Source organism: Nonomuraea sp. LP-02, from assembly GCF_036289125.1.
Taxonomy (GTDB): Bacteria; Actinomycetota; Actinomycetes; order Streptosporangiales; family Streptosporangiaceae; genus Nonomuraea; species Nonomuraea bangladeshensis.
The window spans coordinates 4070873-4094571 of the sequence record NZ_JAXCLK010000001.1 but is presented as its reverse complement, the minus strand read 5'-3'; the positions used below and the strand labels follow the sequence as shown (position 1 = coordinate 4094571).

At 72.5% G+C, this 23699-nt stretch carries 21 protein-coding genes; 9 read left to right on the top strand and 12 right to left on the bottom strand.

Annotated features, from left to right (window positions below; all coding sequences use genetic code 11):
• The first annotated feature begins 13 nt into the window (after positions 1-13).
• Complete coding sequence (locus SMD20_RS18935; RefSeq protein ID WP_329582697.1) at positions 14-916, top strand: DMT family transporter; 903 nt, start codon at positions 14-16, stop codon at positions 914-916.
• Here SMD20_RS18935 and SMD20_RS18930 read toward each other — a convergent pair.
• From SMD20_RS18930 to SMD20_RS18890, 9 genes are all read right to left on the bottom strand, one after another.
• Positions 853-1245 carry a Fur family transcriptional regulator gene (locus SMD20_RS18930; protein WP_329582694.1) on the bottom strand — a complete coding sequence of 131 codons (393 nt, stop codon included), beginning with the start codon at positions 1243-1245 and terminating at the stop codon, positions 853-855. The two genes, SMD20_RS18935 and SMD20_RS18930, sit on opposite strands and share 64 nt — an antisense overlap.
• The gene (locus SMD20_RS18925; protein WP_329592600.1) at positions 1242-2111 is read right to left on the bottom strand and encodes a metal ABC transporter permease; all 870 of its coding nucleotides are present in this window, start codon (positions 2109-2111) and stop codon (positions 1242-1244) included. Before SMD20_RS18925 ends, SMD20_RS18930 begins: the two co-directional genes overlap by 4 nt.
• Positions 2111-2890 (bottom strand): metal ABC transporter ATP-binding protein, encoded by a 780-nt coding sequence (locus tag SMD20_RS18920; RefSeq protein WP_329582692.1) that lies wholly within the window; start codon positions 2888-2890, stop codon positions 2111-2113. The genes SMD20_RS18925 and SMD20_RS18920 overlap by 1 nt, the downstream gene beginning before the upstream one ends.
• Positions 2887-3780 carry a metal ABC transporter substrate-binding protein gene (locus SMD20_RS18915; protein ID WP_329582690.1) on the bottom strand — a complete coding sequence of 298 codons (894 nt, stop codon included), beginning with the start codon at positions 3778-3780 and terminating at the stop codon, positions 2887-2889. The genes SMD20_RS18920 and SMD20_RS18915 overlap by 4 nt, the downstream gene beginning before the upstream one ends.
• Positions 3781-4145: 365 nt before the next feature.
• Positions 4146-5018, bottom strand: coding sequence for a formate dehydrogenase accessory sulfurtransferase FdhD (gene fdhD, locus SMD20_RS18910; RefSeq protein ID WP_329582688.1), 873 nt, complete (start codon positions 5016-5018; stop codon positions 4146-4148).
• Positions 5011-5853 (bottom strand): 2Fe-2S iron-sulfur cluster-binding protein, encoded by an 843-nt coding sequence (locus SMD20_RS18905; protein ID WP_329582686.1) that lies wholly within the window; start codon positions 5851-5853, stop codon positions 5011-5013. The genes fdhD and SMD20_RS18905 overlap by 8 nt, the downstream gene beginning before the upstream one ends.
• On the bottom strand, positions 5850-7667 hold the full coding sequence (locus SMD20_RS18900; protein ID WP_329582685.1) for an NAD(P)H-dependent oxidoreductase subunit E: 1818 nt from the start codon (positions 7665-7667) through the stop codon (positions 5850-5852). Before SMD20_RS18900 ends, SMD20_RS18905 begins: the two co-directional genes overlap by 4 nt.
• A 3-nt stretch (positions 7668-7670) precedes the next feature.
• Positions 7671-9572 carry a molybdopterin oxidoreductase family protein gene (locus SMD20_RS18895; protein WP_329582683.1) on the bottom strand — a complete coding sequence of 634 codons (1902 nt, stop codon included), beginning with the start codon at positions 9570-9572 and terminating at the stop codon, positions 7671-7673.
• Between the two features lie 38 nt (positions 9573-9610).
• Positions 9611-10588 carry a 2-dehydropantoate 2-reductase gene (locus tag SMD20_RS18890; protein WP_329582680.1) on the bottom strand — a complete coding sequence of 326 codons (978 nt, stop codon included), beginning with the start codon at positions 10586-10588 and terminating at the stop codon, positions 9611-9613.
• A gap of 75 nt (positions 10589-10663) precedes the next feature.
• Here SMD20_RS18890 and SMD20_RS18885 point away from each other — a divergent pair, with 75 nt between their 5' ends.
• The 7 genes from SMD20_RS18885 (at position 10664) to SMD20_RS18855 (ending at position 20002) form a co-directional block, all read left to right on the top strand.
• Positions 10664-11833: a molybdopterin molybdotransferase MoeA gene (locus SMD20_RS18885; RefSeq protein WP_329582678.1), complete on the top strand. Its 1170-nt coding sequence runs from the start codon at positions 10664-10666 to the stop codon at positions 11831-11833.
• 89 nt (positions 11834-11922) lie between these two features.
• Positions 11923-13593 (top strand): thiamine pyrophosphate-binding protein, encoded by a 1671-nt coding sequence (locus SMD20_RS18880; protein WP_329582675.1) that lies wholly within the window; start codon positions 11923-11925, stop codon positions 13591-13593.
• 25 nt (positions 13594-13618) lie between these two features.
• Positions 13619-14845, top strand: coding sequence for a formyl-CoA transferase (frc, locus tag SMD20_RS18875; protein ID WP_329582673.1), 1227 nt, complete (start codon positions 13619-13621; stop codon positions 14843-14845).
• Positions 14846-16960, top strand: a complete 2115-nt coding sequence (locus tag SMD20_RS18870; protein WP_329582670.1) for an acetate--CoA ligase family protein — start codon at positions 14846-14848, stop codon at positions 16958-16960.
• Positions 16961-17040: 80 nt separating this feature from the next.
• Positions 17041-18531: an Nramp family divalent metal transporter gene (locus tag SMD20_RS18865; protein WP_329582665.1), complete on the top strand. Its 1491-nt coding sequence runs from the start codon at positions 17041-17043 to the stop codon at positions 18529-18531.
• Positions 18531-19022, top strand: a complete 492-nt coding sequence (locus SMD20_RS18860) for a hypothetical protein (RefSeq protein ID WP_329582663.1) — start codon at positions 18531-18533, stop codon at positions 19020-19022. Before SMD20_RS18865 ends, SMD20_RS18860 begins: the two co-directional genes overlap by 1 nt.
• Entirely contained in the window at positions 19019-20002 is a 984-nt protein-coding gene (locus SMD20_RS18855; protein ID WP_329582660.1) for a TerC family protein, read from the top strand. The genes SMD20_RS18860 and SMD20_RS18855 overlap by 4 nt, the downstream gene beginning before the upstream one ends.
• Before the next feature lie 42 nt (positions 20003-20044).
• Here SMD20_RS18855 and SMD20_RS18850 read toward each other — a convergent pair whose 3' ends face one another.
• From SMD20_RS18850 to SMD20_RS18840, 3 genes are all read right to left on the bottom strand, one after another.
• Positions 20045-20224: a hypothetical protein gene (locus tag SMD20_RS18850; protein WP_329582657.1), complete on the bottom strand. Its 180-nt coding sequence runs from the start codon at positions 20222-20224 to the stop codon at positions 20045-20047.
• 90 nt (positions 20225-20314) lie between these two features.
• A complete protein-coding gene (locus SMD20_RS18845; protein WP_329592598.1) occupies positions 20315-21049 on the bottom strand; it encodes a GntR family transcriptional regulator in 735 nt (244 codons plus the stop codon).
• Between the two features lie 166 nt (positions 21050-21215).
• A complete protein-coding gene (locus tag SMD20_RS18840; RefSeq protein ID WP_329582654.1) occupies positions 21216-22478 on the bottom strand; it encodes an MFS transporter in 1263 nt (420 codons plus the stop codon).
• An 88-nt stretch (positions 22479-22566) separates the two neighbouring features.
• On the opposite strand from SMD20_RS18840, the gene sucC reads away from it, so the two are divergent.
• Entirely contained in the window at positions 22567-23697 is a 1131-nt protein-coding gene (sucC, locus tag SMD20_RS18835; protein ID WP_329582651.1) for an ADP-forming succinate--CoA ligase subunit beta, read from the top strand.
• Positions 23698-23699: the final 2 nt, after the last annotated feature.

The window sequence follows — 23699 nt, the reverse complement described above, 5'->3', positions numbered from 1 at the left end:
ACACCGTCGTATCGTGCTCATCGCGATCGTCGGCGCGCTCGTCATCTCCACCTCCGCGCCGCTGGTGCGGCTGGCCGAGGTGTCGCCGGCGACGTCGGCGTTGTTCCGCTGCGCGTACGCGATCCCGCCCATGCTGGCGCTGGCCTGGCTGGAGCGGCGCAGGCACGGCCCGCTGCCGCGCCGGGCGGTGCTGCTCGCCTGGGCGGCCGGCCTGACGTTCGCGTTCGACCTGCTGTTCTGGCACCACGCCATCGCGTACGTCGGCGCGGGACTCGCGACCGTGCTGGGCAACCTGCAGGTGTTCCTGGTGGCATTCGCTGCCTGGGCGGTGTTCGGGGAGCGGCCGTCGGGGCGGCTCGTGGTGGCGACGCCGGTGGTGTTCGGCGGCGTGGTGCTGATCTCCGGGGTGTTCGACAGCGCGGCGTACGGCGACGATCCCGTCATGGGGGTGCTCGCCGGGGTGGCCACGTCGGTCTCGTACGCGGCGTTCCTGCTGCTCATGAAGGGCGGCTCGGACCGCGCGGCCGGGCCGCTCGCGCACGCCACGGTCGTGGCCACGGTGGCGATCGCCGCGCTCAGCCCCGCCTTCGGCGGCGCGGACCTCGCCCCGAGCTGGCCCGCGCACGGCTGGCTGCTGCTGCTCGCGCTCGGGCCGCAGGTGCTGGGGTGGTCGCTCATCACGTTCACGCTGCCGCGGCAGCCGGCCGCGCTCACCGCGCTGCTGCTGCTCGTGCAGCCCCTGACGACCGTGGCGCTGTCGGCGGTGGCGCTCGGCGAGCGGCCCTCGCCCTGGCAGCTCGCCGGGTGCGCGGTGATCGTGCTCGGCGTGCTGTGGGGCTCGCGCCGCCCCGCTCAGCCGGTTGCCGAGGCGGACGGGGAACAGGACGCGCAGGTGCCGAACACCTCCACCGTGTGAGTGATCTCGGTGAATCCGTGTTCGCTGCCCACGGCCTCGGCCCAGCGCTCGACCGCGGGGCCGGCCACCTCGACCGTGCGCCCGCACTTGCGGCAGACGAGGTGGTGGTGATGGACCTCGCTGGCGCAGGCCCGGTAGACGGACTCGCCGTCGTCGGTGCGCAGCACGTCGACCTGACCGTTGTCGGCCAGCGCCTGCAGCGCGCGGTAGACGGTGGTCAGGCCGATCTTGGCGCCGTGCAGGCGCATCTCCGCGTAGACGTCCTGGGCGCTGCGGAACCCCTCGCTGCGACGAAGGGTGTCGTGCACGGCGTCGCGTCTCGTCGTCATGCGACCTCCTCGACGCGCATTGTTGGACCCACTCTGGACTCCTCGTCGCTCCGGCCTCGGCGTACGAATTTACCGACACCGAGGGCCAGGACGAAGCCGGCGAGAGCGATGAGCACGATCGAGGCGCCCGGCGGCACCTTCGGGGACACGGTGGAGGCGAGCAGCCCGCCCACCGAGGCCAGCACCCCGAACACCATCGCCGTCGCCATCGTGGCACGGAAACCCCGCGTGAGCTGCTGGCTCGTCGCCACCGGGATCACCATCAGCGCGCTGACCAGCAGCAGCCCGACCACTCGCATGGCGATGACGACGGTCAGCGCGGCCGTGATCGCGATCAGCAGGCTGAGGAAGCGCACCGGCAGGCCGCTCGCGCGGGCCATCTCCTCGTCCTGGCAGAGCACGAACAGCTCCCTGCCGAAGATCACGACCACGCCGATCACGGCCACGGCCAGCGCGGCGATGACCCAGATGTCGGCCGGGGTGACGCTCGCGATGGCGCCGAACAGGTAGGAGTTGAGCTTGGCGTTGCTGCCGCCGGGCGCGACGGCCATGAGCATGACGCCGCCCGCGATGCCGCCGTAGAACAGCAGCGCCAGCGCCACGTCCCCGCTGGTGCGCCCGCGCGCGCGTACCAGCTCGATGGCCACCGCCCCGGCGACGGAGACGAGCACGGCGGTCAGCACCGGCGCCGTGCCGGTCAGGAAGCCGAGCGCCACGCCGGTCAGCGCCACGTGCCCGATGCCGTCGCCGAGCAGCGCGAGCCGCCGCTGCACGATGAACGTCCCGACGGCGGGCGCGCACAGCCCCACCAGCAGCGCCGCGACGAGCGCGAGCTGGAAGAGCTGCTCCTGCAGCAGTTCGAAGATCACCTTGGTTCCCCCTGCCACCCGGTCAGCGGCCCGGCCACCGGCTCGGCGGCGTGCGGATGCTGGTGCTCGTGCCCCGGCCGCGCGCACTCGCCCTCGGGACGCGGCGGCGGCCCGTCGTGCGCGATCCGGCCGTCGCCGATGACGACGCCGCGCGTGATGACCGGCTCCAGCGGGCCCAGCTCGTGCGCGACCAGCACCACGGTCTTGCCGCCGAGCACCAGCCCGGCCAGCGTGTCGGCGAGCAGGCGCTGGGTCCCGGCGTCGACGCCCGCGGTGGGCTCGTCCATCACGTACGTGTCCGGCTCGCCCGCCAGGGCGCGGGCGATGAGCACCCGCTGCTGCTGGCCGCCCGACAACGACTGGACGGGGTCGCCCGCGCGGTCGGTCAGCCGTACGGCCTCCAGCGCCGCGGCGACCGCCGCCCGGTCGGCCGCGCTGGTGCGGCGCAGGCGGCGCTGGCGGGCGATGCGGCCCGAGGCGACGACCTCGCGTACGGTGGCGGGCACGCCGCCGCCGACCTGGAGGCGCTGCGGGACGTAGCCGATGCGCCACCAGTCGCGAAAGCGCGCCGGCGGGCGGCCGTAGATCAGAGTGCTGCCGCCCGAGAGCGGCGTGAGCCCGAGCAGGGCGCGTACCAGCGTCGACTTGCCCGAGCCGTTGGCCCCCAGGAGTGCGACGACCTCGCCCGTCCCGACGGTCAGGTCGATCCCTCGAAGGATCGGCTTGCCGTCGTAGGCGACCCGGCCGCCGGTCATCGCGAAGGCCGTCTCGCTCATGCCGTACACCCCAGTGCTGTTTGAAGAGTCTTGAGGTTATCGCGCATGGCGGAGACGTAGTCACCGGAGGGCTTGCTCTCCAGCGGGTCGAGCACGGCGGTCTTCGCGCCGACCTCGTTGGCCAGCACCTCGGCCACCTTCGGGCTCACCAGGGCCTCGGTGAAGATCGTGGTCACGCCCTCGGCCCTGGCGAGCTTGGCCACCTCCGACAGGCGGGCGGGGGACGGCTCGGTCTCGGGGTCGAGGGTGATGCCGACCTGCTTCAGCTTGTAGCGGTCGGCCAGATAGCCGAACGCCTCGTGCGCCGTCACCAGTGTCTTGGACCGGCAGGTGGTCAGGCCCTTGGTGAACTCCTGGTCGAGCGTGGTCAGGGTGGCGGCCGTCTTCGCGGCGCGATCCCGGTACGCCTGGGCGTGCGCGGCGTCGGCGGCGGCCAGGCGCTCGCCGAGCTTGCCCGCGACCGTGGCCATGCGGGACGGGTCGAGCCAGAGGTGCGGGTCGTAGCCCACCTCGTCGTGGCCGTGCTCCTCCTCGCCCTCGTGCTCGTGCTCGCCGGCGGGGATCGTGGTGACGGCGGTGGCGGCGTCGAAGCTCTTCTCCTGGTCGACCGCGTCGTCCACGGCCGGCTGGACGCCCTTGACGTAGACGGTGAGCGCGGCGTTCTGGAGGTCGGTGACCTGCTGGATGCCCAGCTCCAGGTCGTGCGGCTCGACGCCGGGGGCGGTGAGGCCGGTCACCTGGACGTCGGATCCCCCGACCTGCTCGGTCAGCCATTGCAACGGATAGAAGGCGGCGACCACCTCGGGCTTGCCGTCGGAGGTCGCGCCGACCTCCGACACACCGGAACCGCCGCCGCAGGCCGTGGCGCTGAGCAGGGCGCCGGCAGTCAACAGACCGAGCGCACCCAGCCGGGAAAATCCTGACATCATGGGAGTCAGTATGCGCCAAAATGAAAACGGTTGTCAAAATCTGTCCCCCGGACGCAGCCATGAACGCGCGCACGGGATTGAAGGGCGCTGCGCGTACGGGATTGGGGCCGCTGCGCGTACGGGATTGGGGCCGCTGCGCGCCAGGGGTTTGCGAGGGAGCGCCGTCGCCTGGACTGAGGAGCGCAGGGAGCGAAGCGACCGGAGCGACGAGGGAAGGCGGCGGGTCCGAGCGACCGAGCCAGCCCGCGCGGAGCGCGGGCAATCAGACGGAGATGCCGGTCGGCGTCCGGGGGCTGGTGAAAGGCGCCGAACGGCATCCCGCTTCATCACCCCGCCGTACGCGCCCCGGCAGAGCCAGTGCCGGCGCTGGGGGTGACGTCATGGGCGGCGGAGAGCCGCCGTTCCCCGGTGTAGACGTTCATCGAGTTCCCGCGCAGGAACCCGATCAGCGTCAGCCCCTCCTCGGCGGCGAGTTCGGCGGCCAGCGACGACGGCGCCGAGACGGCGGCGAGCACCGGCACCCCACCCATCACCGCCTTCTGCACCAGCTCGAACGACGCCCGCCCGGACACCATGAGCACGCAGCCGCGCAGCGGCAGCCGTCCTTCGCGCAGCGCCCAGCCGAGGAGTTTGTCGACCGCGTTGTGCCGGCCGACGTCCTCGCGCACGCACAGGGGTTCGCCGTCGGCGGTGAACAGGCCGGCGGCGTGCAGGCCGCCGGTCCGGTCGAAGACGCGCTGGGCGGCCCGCAGCCGGTCGGGCAGGCTCGTCACCGTGGCCGGCCGCAGCGTGACGGGGTCGTCGGCGGCGCTCCAGCGGGCGACGGTGCGTACCGCCTCCAGGGACGCCTTGCCGCACACGCCGCAGGAGGAGGTGGTGTAGAAGTTGCGCGGCTCGGGCGCGGGCACGCCGGGGGCGAGCCGTACGTCGAGCACGTTGTAGGTGTTGCCGCCGTCCACGGTGGCGCCCGCGCAGTAGCGGATGGTGGCGATCTCACCGGGCGCGCCGACGGCCCCCTCGCTGACGAGGAAGCCGGCGGCGAGGTCGAAGTCGTCGCCCGGCGTGCGCATGGTGACGGTCAGCGGGGTGCCGTCGAGCCGGATCTCCAGCGGCTCCTCGGCGGCGAGCGAGTCGACGGCCGGCAGCCTGGCCCGGTCCTTGACGCGGACGATCCGCCGCTTGACGGTGACCCTAGACATAGCCGTACCCGAAGCGGCCCTTCACGCAGAGGTTGCCCTTCGTGACGGGGTTGTCGTGCGGCGACGTCACCTTGACGATCTTGTTGTCCTGGACGTGCAGGGTGAGGTTGCAGCCGACGCCGCAGTAGCTGCAGATGGTGGTGGTCTCGCTCTGCCGCGACTCGTCCCAGGTGCCCTCGGCCCGCATGTCGAACTCGGTCTTGAACGACAGCGCGCCCGTCGGGCAGACCTCGACGCAGTTGCCGCAGTAGACGCAGGCCGAGTCGGTGAGCGGGGCGTCGAACTCGGTGGAGATCGTGGCGTCGAAGCCCCGGCCGGCGACGCCGATGGCGAAGGTGTTCTGCCACTGCTCGCCGCAGGCGTCCACGCACTTGTAGCAGAGGATGCATTTGCTGTAGTCGCGGACGTAGAGGTCGTTGTCCACCTTGGCGGGCTGCTCGACGGTGGCCGCGTCGGCGCCGAACCTGGCGGGGTCGGCGCCGTACTCGGCGTTCCATTCGGCGGCGCGCGGCGTCGTGGACATGTCCACGGAGGAGCCGAGGAGCTCCAGCACCACCTTGCGGCTGTGCCGGGCGCGCTCGGTCTCGGTGCCGACCTTCATGCCCGACTCGGCCTTGCGCGAGCAGGCGGGGGCGAGGGTACGGGCGCCCTCGACCTCCACCACGCACACCCGGCAGGCGTTCTTCGGGGTGAGGGTGTCGCCGTGGCAGAGGGTGGGCACGTCCTTGCCCGCCGCCCGGCAGGCGTCGAGGATCGTGGCGCCCTCCGGCACGCGTACGGTCTCGTCGTCGATCTGTACGTCGATGAGCCGCCGGGGCGGCGGCAACGGGATCATTCGAATACTCCCAAGCGGTCGATGGCCGATTCGACGGCGTTCCACGCGGTCTGCCCGAGGCCGCAGATCGAGGCGTCGCGCATGGTCCGGCCCACGTCGCGCAGCAGCACCAGGTCGTCGTGCGAGACCCGCCGCGACAGCCGGTGCAGGGCCTCCTCCTGGCGTACGGTGCCCACCCGGCAGGGCACGCACTGGCCGCAGGACTCGTCGCGGAAGAACTCGGCGATGCGGAGGAGCAGCTGTTTGAGGTCCACGGTGTCGTCGATGACGAGGACGACGCCGGAGCCGAGGGTGGCGCCGGCGTTCCTGGTGCCCTCGAAGGTGAGCGGGATGTCCAGGTCCGTGACGAACGCCCCTGCCGCTCCGCCGAGCAGCACCGCGCGGGTGGTGCCGGTGGTCCCGGCCAGCTCCAGCAGCTCGCGCAGGGTCGCGCCGAACGTCAGCTCGTACACGCCGGGCCGTTCCACCGCGCCGGAGACGCAGAACAGCTTGGGCTCGGCCGCCGCGTACGCCCGCGCCCCGCGCTCCAGGATCGGCAGCACGTTGACCAGCGTCTCGACGTTGTTGACCACGGTCGGCTTGCCGAACAGGCCCTTCTCCACGGGGAACGGCGGCTTGCTGCGCGGCTCGCCGCGGTGGCCCTCGATGGAGTTGAAGATCGCGGTCTCCTCGCCGCAGATGTACGCGCCCGCGCCCCGGCGCAGCTCGATGTCGAAGGAGAAGCCCTTGCCGAGGATGTCGGGGCCGAGCAGGCCGCGGGCGCGGGCGGTGGCGATGGCGTGCGCCAGGCGGGCGGCCGCCCTCGGGTACTCGCCCCTGACGTAGAGGTAGCCCAGGGCGCAGCCGGTCGCGTACGCCGCCACGGTCATGGCCTCGACCAGCGCGTACGGGTCGTTCTCCACGACCACCCGGTCCTTGAACGTGCCCGGCTCGCTCTCGTCGGCGTTGCACACCAGGTAGTGGGGGTGGTCGGGCTGGCGGGCGGCGGCGTCCCACTTGCGGCCCGTCGGGAAGGCCGCGCCGCCCCTGCCGACCAGGCCCGACTCCAGGACCTCGCGGATCACCCCGGCGGGGCCGAGCTCGAAGGCACGGCGGAGCGCGGTGTAGCCGCCGGTGGCGCGGTAGTCGTCGAGGCTCGCGGGGTCGGCCCGTCCGGCCCGCCGCAGCAGGATGAGCCCGTCCTGGCCGGCCTGCGGCACAGCGGCCACGGCGGGGGCGTCGCCGGCCACGTCGAGGCGCGGCCCGCTGCCGTTGGCGCTGGGGGAGCCGGCGACGGCGTCGGCGGGGGTCCTGGCCATGGCGTCGGCGTCCGCGGGGGCGTACACCTCGGCGCGCCGCGCGGGCCCCGCCTCCAGGGCGAGCGCGGCCGGGGCCCGCTCGCACAGGCCGAGGCAGGGGCTCTCCTGCCAGGTCTCACCGGGCGGGCCGAGCCGCTCCTCGACCTGCTCGCGCAGCCGCCCGCCGCCCTTGGCCTGGCAGGCCAGGTCGGTGCACACGTGCAGCACCCGCGGCGGGCGCGGCCGCAGCGAGAACAGCGAGTAGAACGTCGCCACCCCGTACGCCTCCGCGGGCGGCACGGTGAGCCGCCGGCAGACGTAGTCGAGCGCGCCCTCGCTGATCCAGCCCACCCGGTCGTTGACCGCGTGCAGGGCGGGCAGCAGCAGGTCGCGCCGGGGCTCGGCGCGGGCGGCGAAGCGCAGGTCGGCCGCGGACCTGGCGCCGCCCTCCCAGCCGGTGGCGGGCGGGCCGAGCACGGCGTCGACGGCCGCGCGCTCCTCGTCGGACGGTTCGGCGTCGCGGAATCGGATGTCCATGTCTCACCCGGCCTTGACGAGCTTCTCGACGCGGACCGCGGCCGCCTTGAACTCGGCGGTGCCGGCGATCGGGCAGGTGGCCTCGATGGTCAGCGAGTTGACGTCCACGTCGTCGGGGAAGTGGAAGGTCATGAACACCAGGCCGGGCCGCAGCGCCGGGTCGATGAAGACGGGCGCGACGACCGAGCCGCGCCGCGAGGTGATCCGTACGTCCTCGCCGGCCGCGACGCCGAGCCGTTCGGCGTCCTCGGGGCACAGCTCGACGGTCTCGCCGCGGCGCAGCGGCGAGGCGAACCCGGACGACTGCACGCCGGTGTTGTAGGAGTCGAGGCGGCGGCCGGTGGTCAGCCGCAGCGGGTACTCCTCGTCCAGCAGGTCCACCGGCGGCGAGTGCTCCAGCACCGCGAACGGCGCCGGCGCGCCGCGCCGCTCCGGGTCGTTCTCCCAGAGCCGCCCGTGCAGGTACGGCGGCTCCAGCGCGTCGTCCGACGGGCACGGCCACTGGATGCCCTGCAGCTCGGTCAGCCGCTGGTAGCTCATGCCGCGGTGCTGCGGCGACAGGGAGCGCAGCTCGTTCCAGACCTCCTCGGCGCCGTCGTAGGCCCAGTCGTGGCCGAGCCGGCGGGCCAGCTCGCACAGGATCCAGATGTCGTCGCGGGCCTCGCCGGGCGGTTCGAGCGCCTTACGGACCCGTTGCACCCGCCGCTCGCTGTTGGTGAACGTGCCCTCGGCCTCGCACCAGGCGGCGCTGGCCGGCAGCACGACGTCGGCCATCTGGGCGGTCTTGGTGAGGAAGATGTCCTGGACCACCAGGTGGTCGAGCATGGCCAGGCGCTTGGCGCAGGCGAGGGAGTCGGCCTCGGACTGCACGGGGTTCTCGCCGATGAGGTAGCAGGTGGTGACCTCGCCCTCGGCCATGGCCTCCAGCATCTGGGTGAGGTTGAGCCCGTAGCGGGGCTGGATGGGGGCGCCCCACGCGCTCTCGAAGCGGGCCCGCAGGTCCGGGTCGAGGATGTCCTGGAAGCCGGGCAGCCGGTTGGGGATGGCGCCCATGTCGCCGCCGCCCTGCACGTTGTTCTGGCCGCGCAGCGGCGACAGGCCGGAGCCGTAGCGGCCGACGTGGCCGGTCAGCAGGGCCAGGTTGATGAGGGCCCGGACGTTGTCGGTGGCGTTGTGGTGCTCGGTGATGCCGAGCGTCCAGCAGAGCTGGGCGCGGTCGGCGCGGGCGTACGCGTGCGCCAGCTCCCTGATCGCCGCGGCCGGTACGCCGGTGACCTGCTCGGCGGCCGTGAGCGTCCAGGGCTCGACGCACTCCTTGAACTCGGCGAAGCCGACGGTGGCCCGCTCGATGAACGCCTCGTTGTGCAGCCCGGCGTGGATGATCTCGCGGGCGACGGCGTGGGCGAGCGGGATGTCGGTGCCCACGTTCAGCCCGAGCCACAGGTCGGCCCACTGGGCGGTGCCGGTGCGGCGCGGGTCCACCGCGAACATCCTGGCGCCGTTCCTGATGCCCTTCAGCACGTGCTGGAAGAAGATGGGATGGGCGTTGCGGGCCGCCGAACCCCACATGACGATCACGTCGGTGTCCTCGACCTCCTGGTAGGAGGAGGTGCCGCCGCCGCTGCCGAACACGGCGGAGAGCCCCGCCACGCTGGGGGCGTGGCAGGTGCGGTTGCAGGAGTCCACGTTGTTGGTGCCGATGACCACGCGGGTGAACTTCTGCCCGACGTAGTTCATCTCGTTCGTGGAGCGGGCGCACGACAACATCGCGAAGCAGTCGGGGCCGTGCTCGGCGACGTTGCGGCGGAAGCCCTCGGCCGCGCGGTCCAGGGCTTCCTCCCAGGTCGCCTCGCGCAGCACGCCGTTCTCGCGCACCAGTGGACGGGTCAGGCGGTCATAGCTCATGATCCCTCCATTCTGTATACAGGCTACGGTATTCGGAGCTACACCGCGCGGACAAGGTTGGCGTTCAGCAGGTCGCTCACCGCGTGGATCGCCCGCAGCGTCGGGACGTCCGCGCCGGTCAGGTCGGCGAGCTCGACCACGGCCGCGAGGAGCACGTCCAGCTCCAGCGGCTTGCCCTTCTCCAGGTCCTGGAGCGTGGAGGTCTTGTGCTCGCCGGCCTTCTCCGCGCCCCGCAGCCGGCGTTCGATGGAGACGCCGGGGTCGCAGCCGACGCGCCTCGCCACCTCCACCGTCTCCCGCATCATGGCCACGACCAGCTCGCGCGCCCCGTCGTGGCGGCAGATGCCGGCCATGGTGGCGCGGGCGAGCGCGCTGATCGGGTTGAAGGCGATGTTGCCCATGAGCTTGATCCACACGTCGCGGCGCAGGTCGCGCTCGACGGGGCACTTCAGGCCGCCCTCGACGGCGGCCTCGCTGAAGGTCCGGCACCGGTCGGTGAGCAGCCCGCTCGGCTCGCCGATGGAGAACCGGGTGCCCTCCAGGTGGCGGATGACGCCGGGGCTCTCGATCTCGGTGGCCGCGTACACGACGCAGCCGACGGCCCGGTGCAGGGGCAGCGCGGCCGTGACCGCGCCGCCGGGGTCGACGCTCTCGATGCGGTAGCCCTCGTAGGGGCCCTTGAGCCGGTGGAAGTACCACCACGGGATGCCGTTCTGCGCGGCGATGATGCTCGTGGACGCGTGCAGCAGCGGCGCGATCATGGGGCCTGCCGAGGCGTAGCTGTTCGCCTTGAGGCCCAGGAAGACGTGGTCCACCGACCCGACCTCGGCAGGGTCGTCGGTGGCGTGGGGGTGGGCGGTGAAGTCGCCCCTGGGGGACAGCACCCGCACACCGGCGCGGCGGATGGCCTGGAGGTGCTCGCCGCGGGCGATCAGATGCACCTCGGCTCCGGCCTGGTGGAGGGCGGCTCCCACGTACGCGCCGATGGCGCCGGCGCCAAGAACAGCGACCTTCATGCTGCGCGCTCCGTTCTCGCGTCGGATTTGCATTCGGTATACAGTATGGAAAAACGCGGGTCAAGGAGCTTGCGGATGACGGTTGTGCGGCATGATCCAGTGGTGGACGCGATGTCATGGGAGGCCGCGCGGCGCGTCGCGGCCGGGAGCGTGGAGCCGCTCGGAGCCGTGCCGGTGCCGCCGGTCGAGGCGCTCGGATGCCGGCTGGCGGGGCCGCTGCGGGCCCTGGTGGCGGTGCCCGGCGTGGACGTCTCCGCCATGGACGGCTACGCCGTGGCCGGTGACGGGCCCTGGCGGCTCGTCGGGCGGGTGCTCGCGGGGGGCCGGGTCCATCCCGGCCCGCTGGCGGCGGGGGAGGCCGTGGAGATCGCCACCGGGGCGCCGGTGCCGGCGGGGGCGGTGGCGGTGGTGCCGTACGAGCGCGCCGTGGCCGGCCCGGGGACCGTGGAGGGGGCCGTGGAGGCCGGTCGGCACATCCGGCGGCGCGGCGAGGACGTCCCCGAAGGGGCCGTGGTGCTGGAGGCGGGCGCGGTGGTGACGCCGGTCGCGCTCGGGCTGGCCGCCGCGCTCGGCCACGACGACCTCCTCGTACGGCCCCGCCCCGGCGTCCTGGTGCTGATCACCGGGGACGAGGTGGTGCACAAGGGGCGGCCCGGCGCGGGCCGGGTCCGCGACGCCATCGGACCGTTCCTGCCCGGCCTGGTGGAGTGGGCGGGCGGCCGGGTCACGGACACCGTCCACCTCCCGGACGGCCCGTCCGCCCTCCGCGCCGCCCTGTCAGGGAGGGGAGCGGACGTCGTGGTGGTCTGCGGGGCCTCGTCCAAGGGGCCCGCAGACCATCTGCGCGGCGTGCTCGCCGCCCTCGGCGCCGACGTGCTCGTGGACGGGGTCGCGGTCCGGCCGGGTCATCCGCAGGCGCTGGCGCGGCTGCCGCACGGCCCGCTCGTGGCCGGGCTGCCCGGCAACCCGTTCGCCGCGCTCGGCGCGGCGCTCACGCTGCTCGTCCCCGCCCTGCGCGGGCTGACCGGGACGCCCGTGACCCGGGAGACCGGCACGCTGAGCGGCGAGGTCCGCCCGCACCCGCGCGACACCCGGCTCGTGCCGGTCCGCCGCACGCCGGAAGGCGCGGCGCCCGTGGGCCATGACCGGCCGGGATCCCTGTGGGGAGCGGCCCTGGCGGACGCCCTGGCGGTGGTGCCTCCGGGCTGGGACGGCGAGCGGGTCGAGCTGATCGAGTTGCCCTGAGGGGCTGGACAGGCCGATCGGGAGAGAGTAACCATTGCCTTCATACGGTATGCAGTATGCGGAAGACAGCGCGGAGAAGGGTGGCAGGAATGTCGGAAACGATCTCTGGCGGTCATCTCGTGGCCAAGGCGCTCAAGGCCGAGGGCGTGGACGTGATCTACACGCTCTGCGGCGGCCACATCATCGACATCTACGACGGCTGCGTCGATGAGGGCATCGAGGTCATCGACGTACGCCACGAGCAGGTCGCCGCACACGCCGCCGACGGACACTCCCGCATCACCGGCCGGCCCGGCTGCGCGGTCGTCACCGCCGGCCCCGGCACGACCGACGCGGTGACCGGTGTGGCCAACGCCTTCAGGGCGGAGAGCCCGATGCTGCTCATCGGCGGCCAGGGCGCGCTGAGCCAGCACAAGATGGGCTCACTGCAGGACCTGCCGCACGTGGACATGATGGCCCCGATCACGAAGTTCGCCGCCACGGTGCCGAGCACCGAACGGGTGGCCGACCTCGTGTCGATGGCCTTCCGCGAGTGCTACCACGGCGCTCCCGGGCCGTCGTTCCTGGAGATCCCGCGTGACGTGCTGGACGCGAAGGTGCCCCTGGACAAGGCCCGCATCCCGAAGGCGGGCCACTACCGGGCCTCCACCCGCCAGCAGGGCGACCCGGAGGCCATCGAGCGGCTGGCCGACCTGCTGGCCCACTCCGAGAAGCCGTGCATCCTGCTCGGCAGCCAGGTCTGGACCTGCCGGGCCACCGACGCGGCCATCGACTTCGTCCGCGCGCTCAACGTGCCGGCCTACATGAACGGCTCCGGCCGCGGCACCCTGCCGCCGGGCGACCCCCACCACTTCCAGCTCAGCCGCCGCTACGCCTTCACCGAGGCCGACCTCATCATCATCGTCGGCACCCCGTTCGACTTCCGGATGGGCTACGGCAAGCGGCTGTCCCCGGCGGCGACCGTCGTCCAGATCGACCTCGACTACCGCACGGTGGGCAAGAACCGCGACATCGACCTCGGCATCGTCGGCGACGCCGGTCTCGTGCTGTCGGCTGCCGCGCAGGCCGCGAGCGGGCGGATCGGCGACGCCGCCGCCAAGCGCAAGGCGTGGATGGACGAGCTGCGCGCGGTCGAGACCCAGGCCTACGAGAAGCGCCTGCCCCGCCAGCACTCCGACGCCCGGCCGATCGACCCGTACCGGCTGGTGCACGAGATCAACGAGTTCCTCACCGAGGACACCATCTACATCGGCGACGGCGGCGACATCGTGACCTTCTCCGGCCAGGTCGTGCAGCCCAAGTCGCCCGGCCACTGGATGGACCCCGGCCCGCTCGGCACGCTCGGCGTCGGCATGGCCTTCGCGATGGCGGCCAAGAAGGCCCGGCCGGACAAGGAGGTGCTGTGCCTGTTCGGCGACGGCGCCTTCAGCCTCACCGGCTGGGACTTCGAGACGATGGTCCGCTTCGACCTGCCGTTCATCGGGATCGTCGGCAACAACTCCTCGATGAACCAGATCAGGTACGGCCAGGCCGCGAAATACGGCGAGGACCGCGCCCGCGTCGGCAACACCCTCGGCGACATCCGTTACGGCGACTTCGCCAAGCTCCTCGGCGGCCACGGCGAGGAGGTACGCGACCCGGCCGAGATCCGCCCCGCGCTGGAGCGGGCGCGCGAGTCCGGCAAGCCCGCACTCATCAACGTCTGGGTCGATCCGGAGGTCTACGCCCCCGGAACCATGAACCAGACGATGTACAAGTGACGGCGCACCAGCGAAGGGCGGTCAGATGATGAAGGCTCTCGAAGGCGTCCGCATCCTCGACATGACGCACGTCCAGTCCGGCCCGTCGTGCACCCAGCTGCTCGCCTGGCTCGGCGCGGACGTGGTCAAGCTGGAGGCCCCCACCGGCGACATCACCCGGCAGCAGCTGCGCGACGTGCCCGGCGTCGACAGCCTCTACTTCACGATGCTCAACTGCAACAAGCGCAGCATCACGCTCAACATGAAGAGCGAGCGTGGCAAGCAGCTCTTCACCGAGCTGGTGAAGGACGCCGACGTCCTGGTGGAGAACTTCGGGCCGGGCGCGGTGGACCGCATGGGCTTCCCGTGGGAGCGGCTCCAGGAGCTCAACCCGCGCCTGATCTACGCCTCGATCAAGGGCTTCGGCGCCGGCCGGTACGCGAAGTTCAAGGCGTACGAGGTGATCGCCCAGGCGATGGGCGGCTCGATGAGCACCACCGGCTTCGAGGACGGCCCGCCGCTCGCGACCGGCGCCCAGATCGGCGACTCGGGCACCGGCATCCACGCGGTGTCCGGCATCCTGGCCGCCCTCTACCAGCGCGAGCGGACCGGGCGCGGGCAGCGCGTGCAGGTGGCCATGCAGCACGCCGTGCTGAACCTGTGCCGCGTCAAGCTCCGCGACCAGCAGCGCCTCTCGCACGGCCCGCTGCGCGAGTACCCCAACAAGACGTTCGGCGACGAGGTGCCGCGCTCGGGCAACGCGAGCGGCGGCGGCCAGCCGGGCTGGGCGGTGCGCTGCGCGCCCGGCGGCCCGAACGACTACATCTACGTCATCGTCCAGCCGGTGGGCTGGCAGCCGCTCTCGGGCATCATCGGCCGGCCCGAGCTGGCCGACGACCCCGAGTGGGCGACGCCGGAGGCCCGGCTGTCCAAGCTGGACAAGATGTTCCAGCTCATCGAGGAGTGGACGATCCGCCACGACAAGTGGACGGTCCTGGACCGGCTCAACGCCGCGAACATCCCGTGCGGGCCGATCCTGTCCACCAGGGAGCTGGCGGAGGACGAGAGCCTGCGCGAGGAGGGCATCGTCGTCACGGTCCCGCATCCCGAGCGCGGCGACTTCGTCACCGTCGGCAGCCCGTTGCAGCTGTCCGACTCGCCGGTGGAGGTCCGCACCCCGCCCCTGCTCGGCGAGCACAACGAGGAGATCTACGGCCGGCTCGGCGTCGGCACCGAGGAGCTGGCCGAGCTCAAGGCGAACGGAGTCATCTGAATGGATCCCAGGCAAGTCATCGAGCGGGCCCGCGCCGAGGGACGCGCCGCGCTGACCGCTCCCGAGGGCCGGCTGCTGTGCGAGGCGTACGGCATCGCCACGCCCGGCGAGGGGCTGGCCGGCTCGGCGGAGGAGGCGGCGGAGCTCGCGGGGAAGATCGGGCTCCCGGTCGTCCTGAAGATCGTCTCGCCGGACATCCTGCACAAGACGGACGCGGGCGGCGTGCTGGTCGGCCTGCGGACCCCCGAGGAGGTACGCCAGGGCTACGCCACCATCCTCGCCAACGCCCGCGCGCACGCCCCGGACGCCAGGATCGACGGCGTCCAGGTGCAGCAGCTCGTCGGCGGCGGCCTGGAGGTGATCGTGGGCGCGGTCACCGACCCGACGTTCGGCAAGGTCGTCGCGTTCGGCCTCGGCGGCGTCCTCGTCGAGGTGCTGAAGGACGTGACCTTCCGGCTCGCCCCGGTCTCCGGCGACGACGCGCTCGCGATGCTCGACGACATCCGGGCGGCCGAGGTGCTGCGCGGCGCCCGCGGGGCCGAGCCCGTGGACCGGGCGGCGCTGGCCGCGCTGATCGAGCGCGTCGGCCGGCTGGTCACCGACCATCCCGAGATCGTCGAGGTGGACCTCAACCCGGTCTTCGCCGACGCCAGGGGAGCCGTGGCCGCCGACGTGCGGATCATCGTCGGCGACCGGCCGGAGGAGGTCACCCGGCTGCCCAGGGAGGAGATCCTGCGGCAGATGACGCGCATCTTCCGGCCGCGTTCCGTCGCCGTCATCGGCGCCTCCGCCGAGACCGGCAAGATCGGCAACTCGGTCATGCGCAACCTCATCGACGGCGGCTACCGGGGCCGGATCCTGCCGATCAACCCCAAGGCCGACGAGATCATGGGGCTGCCCGCGTACAAGAGCGTCGCCGACGTGCCCGGCGACGTGGACGTGGCGGTCTTCGCCATCCCCGCCAAGTTCGTCGCCGCCGCGCTGGAGGAGGTGGGGGAGAAGGGCGTGGCAGGGGCGGTGATGATCCCGTCCGGGTTCGCCGAGACCGGCAACGTCGAGGGGCAGAAGGAGATCGTCGAGATCGCCAGGCGGCACGGCGTGCGCATGCTCGGCCCCAACATCTACGGCTACTACTACACGCCCGAGAACCTCTGCGCGACCTTCTGCACCCCCTACGACGTGCGCGGCAGCGTCGCGCTGACCTCGCAGAGCGGCGGCATCGGGATGGCCATCCTGGGCTTCAGCCGTACCACCCGGATGGGCGTGTCCGCCATCGTCGGCGTCGGCAACAAGGCCGACGTGGACGAGGACGACCTGCTGACCTTCTTCGAGCAGGACGACAACACCAAGGCCGTGGCCATGCACCTGGAGGACCTCAAGGACGGGCGCGGCTTCGTCGACGCGGCCCGCCGCGTGGTCAGCCAGAAGCCGGTCATCGTGCTCAAGGCCGGGCGCACCGCGATGGGCGCGCGGGCGGCCGGCTCGCACACCGGCGCGCTGGCCGGCGACGACAAGGTCTACGACGACATCCTCCGCCAGGCCGGCGTGGTCCGCGCCCCCGGGCTCAACGACATGCTGGAGTACGCCCGCGCGCTGCCCCTCATGCCCGCGCCCGCGGGCGAGAACGTCGTCATCATCACCGGGGCGGGCGGCTCCGGCGTGCTGCTCTCCGACGCCTGCGTGGACGCCGGGCTGACGCTCATGGAGATCCCGCCCGACCTCGACGCCGCGTTCCGCGCCCACATCCCGCCGTTCGGCGCGGCCGGCAACCCCATCGACATCACCGGCGGCGAACCGCCCGCGACCTACGAGAACACGATCCGCCTCGGCCTCGGCGACGACCGCGTCCACGCGCTCGTCCTCGGCTACTGGCACACGATCGTGACGCCGCCGATGGTCTTCGCCGAGCTCGTCGCGCGGGTGGTGGCGGAGGAGAGGGAGAAGGGCAACGTCAAGCCCGTCGTGGCGTCCCTGGCCGGGGACACCGAGGTTGAGGAGGCCAGCGAGTACCTGTTCGAGCACGGCGTGGTCGCGTACCCGTACACGACGGAGAAGCCCGTCGCGGTCCTCGGCGCCAAGTACCGCTGGGCGAGGGCCGCCGGACTGCTGCGCTAGAGCCAGGCGGAGCAGGACGAGGCGAGGGGGCTGGATCGGGGCGCACGAGGAAGGCAACACACCCCCCAGGAGGTCCGTAGGTGGACACATCGAACACACCACCGGCGACGGCCACGCCGCCGGTCGAGGATCAACGAGTATGGAAAGCGGGCCGGCTGGAGCCGATGCCCATCAGGAAGCTCCCCGACGCGCCGCCCTCGGTGCACCTGCTCGGGCCGACGGTCTTCCTGGTCGCGCTCGGCGTCGGCATGGGCGAGTCGTACATGTGGCCCCGGCTGGTGCTGCTGTTCGGGCCGGAGATCAGATGGCTGTTCCTGATCGGCGTGACCCTGCAGGCCGTGGTCATGCTGGAGATGGCGCGCTACGCCATGGCCACCGGGGAGAGCATCTTCTCCGGCGCGGCCCGGGTGTTCAAGCCGCTGATGTGGTTCTTCTTCGTCGTCGCCGTCGCGGTCTACATCTGGCCGGGGCACCTGTCGGCGGGGGCGGCGGCGTTCGAGGAGATCACCGGCATACCGTGGATGGTGACCGCGATCGCCGGGCTGATCCTCGTCGGCGTGGTCTTCACCCTCGCCAAGGTGATCTACAACCTCCTGGAGAACGTGCTGTCGCTGCTCATCGGCGCGCTCGTGCTCGGCACGGCCGTGGTCGCGGCCATGGTCGGCTCCTGGAGCGACGTGGTCACCACGATCACCGGCATGTTCTCCTTCGGCTACCTGCCGCCGCAGGCGTTGTCGGCGGCCTGGTTCCCGGTCATCGTCGGGGCGTGCGCGTTCGCCGGGCCCTCCGGCATGCAGCAGATGTGGTACACCCTGCACCTGCGTGACTCCGGGGCCGGCATGGGCGCCCACCAGCCGCAGATCCGCGGGCTGCGGCACGCCGGCGAGGAGGAGGAGCGGCCCGCCCGCGGCTTCATGTTCGACACCTCCGACCCGGCCGAGATGGCGAAGTGGAAGGGCTGGCGGCGCTGGGTCACCTTCGACGCGCTGCTGCTGTTCTGGGGCATCACCATGCTGGTCACGATCTCCTTCACGGTGATCGCGCAGGCGGCGGTGCGGATCGACCCGGGCGTGCGGCAGGTCATTCAGGGCGACGACCGGGAGGTGGCGCTGACCGCGATGTCCAACGCCGTCTCCTCGGCGGGCAGCTCGGTTCTCGGGGTCGTGTTCCTCGGGTTCATCGCGCTGATCGGCCTGAACGCGACGCTCGGCCTGTTCGACTCGTTCTCGCGCGGCCAGGCGGACATGACCTTCCACTTCATCCCCGGCGCGAAGAAGCTGGGCATGTCCAAGCTGTACGCGATCTTCCTGTGGGGAGTGATCCTCTTCGGGATCCTGATCCTGCTCTTCGGGCCCGCCGACGGGCCGAGCGGGATCCTGGACACGCTGGCGTTCCTGTCGACGTTCGCGATGGGCGCGTACTGCGTGACGCTGCTGCTGGTCAACAACCGCATGCTGCCCAAGCCGATCAGGCCCAGGTGGTGGTCGAACGTGATCATCGGGTTCGGCGCGGTGTTCTACCTCGGCATGCTGTTCTACAGCCTCTTCGCCTACGGCGTGGTCGTGGGCTGATGGAGCGACGGCACAGTTTCGAGCTCGCCCTGCCAGGGGCGTCCATCGGAGCCGTCGCCGGCGCCATGGCCGGTGGGCTGACCCTGTTCGCGGGGGCGCCCACCGGACTGGCCGCCCAGGCGGCCCTGGCGCTGGCCACGCCGCTCGCCCTCTTCGGCGGGCTGTTCGGCGTGCTCGCCGGCCACGGCGTGCTCCGGCCCGGCACCTTCGGGCCGGCCGGCCTGTACTGGATGGCGGCCTTCCCGCTGTCCCGGCTGCTCCAGGAGAGCGTGGCGGGGGTGGGCATGAACGACGGCGTGCTTCCCTTCCTCGCCTACCAGGCCATGGTGGGGCTCGGCTTCGCCATCGGCTTCGTCTGGCTGCACGAGCGGTTCATGCCGTACTGGCTGTCGCACCGCGCGGCCGTCAACCCGCTGGCGGCCGAGTTGCTCGCCGTCTACGTCAGGTACGCCACGACGTTGCGTGCAGGAAAGAAGGGAAGCAGGCGGTGAACCTGCCCTTCTGGATCTGGGCGGCCACCCTCGGGGGCTTCGCCGTGATCCTCGCGTTCGACTTCTGGATGGTGGCCCGCAACCCGCACGAGCCGTCGATGCGCGAGTGCGTCGGCTGGGTGTCGTTCTACGTCGGACTGGCCGCGGCCTTCGGCGCCGGACTGCTCCTGCTGTCCGGCCCCGCGCACGGCGGGGAGTTCTTCGCGGGATGGATCACCGAGTACTCGCTCAGCGTGGACAACCTCTTCGTGTTCCTGCTGATCATGAGCAGGTTCCGGGTGCCTCGGGAGTACCGGCAGAAGGTGCTGCTCATCGGCATCGTGCTGGCGCTGCTCATGCGCGGGGCGTTCATCGCGGCCGGCGCGGGCGCCGTCCAGCGCTTCGACTGGCTCTTCTACGTGTTCGGCGCCTTCCTCGTCTACACGGCGTGGAAGCTGATCGGGCACGAGGAGGAGGCGGAGTTCTCCGAGAACCTCGCGCTGCGGACCGTGCGGCGGGTGCTGCCGACCACGGACACCTACCACGGCGCCCGCCTCACCGTGCACCACGGGCGCAGGCTGGTGACCCCGATGCTGATCGTGATGGTCGCCATCGGGACCACCGACCTGCTGTTCGCGCTCGACTCCATCCCGGCCATCTTCGGGCTCACCAAGGAGCCCTATCTGGTGTTCACCGCGAACGCCTTCGCCCTCATGGGGCTGCGGCAGCTCTTCTTCCTCATCGGCGGGCTGCTCGACCGGCTCGTCTACCTGAGCAAGGGGCTGTCGGTGGTGCTCGCCTTCATCGGGCTGAAGCTCATCATGGAGGCGCTGCACCACGACGGCGTCTCCTGGGCGCCGGAGGTGCCGATCATGGTCTCCCTCGGCGTCATCGTCGGCACCCTCGCGGTGACGACGGTGCTGAGCCTGGTCAAGTCGGCCCGCGACGCCAGGAGGGCGAGGGAGCCGGAGCCGGCGGGCCGGTCCTCGGGGCAGTCGTAGCGGTACTGAGCCGCGGCGGGGGCGTACGGCTTCCGCCGCGGCTCAGTGCCGCGGGCTCTCATGGACGTCGTGCCCGGCGGCGGCCCACAGCCGCAGGTAGCGCTCGGCGTCGTCGGCCGAGCCCTGCCTGCGCAGGGCCGTGCTCAGCCCGAGGCCGAGCGCGCGGCCGTCCGACGGCGAGCCCGCCGGTTCCGCGAGGAGAAAGCGGAGGAACGCTCTCATGGTCATGCACCTCCCATCCGTGCCGCCCCATCCTCCGCCGGAGGTGTTTCTGAGCGGGTGTCGCGATGTGAACGTCAGGTCAAACGGCGCTCAGCCGGCCGTGCGGCGGCGCCGGCGCACGGGCTTGGGAGCGGGCTGGACCGGCTCCTTCTCCCGCTGCTCCATGTAGGACACGCGGGTGTGCTCGGTGTGCTCGCGCATGACCTTCGCCGCGCGGCGCTCGTCGCCGGCCTCGATGGCGTCGATCAGGCTCGTGTGCTCCTCCCAGGAGGCCATGCCGCGCTGGCGGGCCACCGGCGTGTGGTACCACCGCACCCGCCTGGCCACCTGGCTGGTCAGCTCGGCCAGCACCTTGTTGCCGGACAGCGCGGTCACCAGGGCGTGCAGCTCGGAGTTGGTGGCCACGGCGGCGTCCACGTCGTCGGCCTGCACGGCCGCGATGCCGCGGGCGCAGAGGTCGCGCAGCCGCTTCACGCCGTCCTCGCCGGCGTGCTGGGCGGCGAGGCGCGCCGCCTCGGTCTCCAGCAGCGCGCGGACGGCGAGCAACTGGTCGGCCTCCTCCACGGTGGGCACGTGCACGAACGCGCCCTGGCCGGGGTGCAGGTCCACCCAGCCCTCGCCGCTGAGCTGCTGGAGTGCCTCGCGCACCGGCTGCCTGGAGACGCCGAGGAGGTCGGCCAGCTCGCTCTCGACCAGGTGCTGGCCGGGCTTGAGCTGGCCGGAGACGATCAGCTCCTGGATGGCCTCGATGACGCTCTCCCGCAGCGTGGCGGGGCGCTGGATCTTGGTGGCCGCCGGCTGACCGGCCTGCTCCGACAGCAACATGGTCACCTCTCCAGGGAACTGCGTATCGTACGGGTTCGGGCGTTTCGCTGTTTTTGGTCGACTGCCTACAGCATACCGTTCGCGGCACGGACGCGGCCCGTGAGCCTCGTCACAGAGTGCCTGCCCAGGGGCCATGTCGGCTTTTGCGCGGGCTGATGTACGGGCCTCACGCGGGGATCGTGGCGGGCAGGCCGGGCAGGCGCAGGCGGGGTGCGGCCAGCGCGGGCAGGGCCGCCAGCGCGGCGGCGGCCAGCAGGGCGGACGCGGGCGCGGCCGGCGCGGCGGCGGCCAGCGCGACCGCGCCGACCCCGGCCAGGGCCTTGGCGCTGTAGACGACGGCGTGGATCTCGCCGTGCCGTTCGACCCCGAAGAACTCCCTGACGAGGCTGGCGAGCAGCGGATAGAAGGCCCCGCCCCCGAGCCCGGCCGCGACCACCCCCAGCCAGAGCAGCGCCCCGTGCCCGGCTCCTGCCGTCATGTCGGCCCCCGCCGTCATTTCGGCGGCGAGGAGGAGCTGGCCCAGGGCGAGCGAGCCGAGGACGGCGGCCAGAGTGCGGCGCCGCCCGAAGCGCTCGGAGCAGCGCATCGCCAGCGACCGCCCCGCGCCGTTGAGCGCGACCAGCAGCGCCACCGCCGCCCACGCCCCGCTCGCCGCCACCACGATCACGTCGAACACCGACACCGCCCCGGCACAGGTCAGGATGAGCGCCAGCGCTGGGAGCGCGCGCGTGCGCAGCGCCTGGGGCAAAAGGAACTGGCGGGCGGCGTCGGGGGTGACCCGCAGCCGGGCCGCGTCCAGCGCGTGCGTACGCGGATCCAGGCTCTCCGGCCACCACAGCGCCGGAGCCGCGCGCAGCCCCCGCGCCGCCGCCCCGACGACGACGGCGGCCACGACCGCGGCGGTCACGAAGGCGGCCGGCGTCGCCCCCGGGGCGAGCCCGGCCCACACCAGCAGCGGCACGGCGCCGTAGCCGAAGGCCCCGGTGATCAGCCCGACCCGGGCGGCGGCCCGCTCCGGGTACCACGAGGCGACGACCTCGCAGCACACCCCGTAGACCAGGCCCGCGCCCAGCCCGCCGAGCAGCGCGTACCCGGCGAGGGCGAGCGGCCAGGCGGCCCCGGCGAGCCCGGCGGTGGCGAGGCCGGCGGCGGTCAGCGCCGCCCCGGCGGCCAGCGCGGGCCGGACGCCGAGGCGGCCCCTGCGTACCAGGTGGAGGGCCGGCAGCGCCCCCGCGGCCTGGGCGGTGATCCAGACGGCGAGCAGGGTCAGGCCGGCGCCCTCGCGGGCGAGGAGCGCGGCGAAGCCGTACTGGAGCGGGCTGATCGCCGCCATGGCGGCCAGGGCGAGCCGGAACATGCGGGTGCGGTCTGCGGGGACGGGCCCGGGGAGGTACGCGCGGCCCCGCCAGTCTCGGATTGCATTCTCCATACTGTATGGAATATCCCGCTGATCACCGACTGTCGAGCCCTAGACGGAGAATATTCCATACGGTATACCGTACACAAAGGAGGCTCGCATGGACCTGTACGAGTACCAGGCGAAGGAGCTCTTCAGGCGGCACGGCATCCCGGTCCCGCGTGGCGCGGTCGCGGAGACCCCGGCCGAGGCCCGCGCGATCGCGGCCGACCTGAACGCGCCCGTCGTCATCAAGGCCCAGGTCAAGACCGGTGGACGAGGCAAGGCGGGCGGGATCAGGCCGGCGGCGGGGCCGGTCGCGGCCGAGCACGAGGCCGCCCGCGTGCTCGGGATGGACATCAAGGGGCACCGCGCGCGCCGCGTCCTGGTGGAGGCCGCGACCGTGCCGTTCGAGGAGTACTACGCGGCCTTCCTGGTGGACCGCGCCGAGGGCGGTTTCCTCGCGATGGTGTCCGGCCAGGGCGGCGTGGAGATCGAGGAGCTGGCGGCGAGCGACCCCGGCGCGATCGTCCGGCTCCCCGTGGACCCGGTCGAGGGCGTGGACGCCGACGCGGCCCGGCTGCTCGCGGCCGGGGCGGGTCTGCCCGAGCAGGCCGCCGAGGTGCTGGAACGGCTGTGGCGGGTGCTGGTGGCCGAGGACGCGCTGCTGGTCGAGGTCAACCCGCTCATCTGCACCACCGACCAGCGCGTCGTGGCGCTCGACGGCAAGGTCACCCTGGACGACAACGCCGCCTTCCGGCACCAGCGCGAGGCCGAGGAGCCGACCGGCGGCCTGGAGGACCGCGCCCGCGCCAAGGGACTGAACTACGTGAAGCTGGACGGCACGGTCGGCGTGATCGGCAACGGCGCGGGCCTGGTGATGAGCACGCTGGACGTGGTGGCCGGCGCCGGCGCGGCCCCGGCGAACTTCCTGGACATCGGCGGCGGAGCCTCCGCGCAGGTGATGGCCGACGGGCTGGAGATCATCCTGTCCGACCCGGACGTGCGCTCGGTGCTGGTCAACGTCTTCGGCGGCATCACCGCCTGCGACGCCGTGGCCAACGGCATCGTCACCGCACTGCGACTCCTCGGCGAGCGGGGCCACGGCCGGCCCATCGTCGTACGGCTCGACGGCAACAACGCCGAGCTGGGCCGGCGCATCCTCGACGAGGCCCGGCACCCGGCCGTCCGCCAGGTCTCCACCATGGACGCCGCCGCAGCCGCGGCGGCCCGACTCGCGGCAGGGGCGTGAAC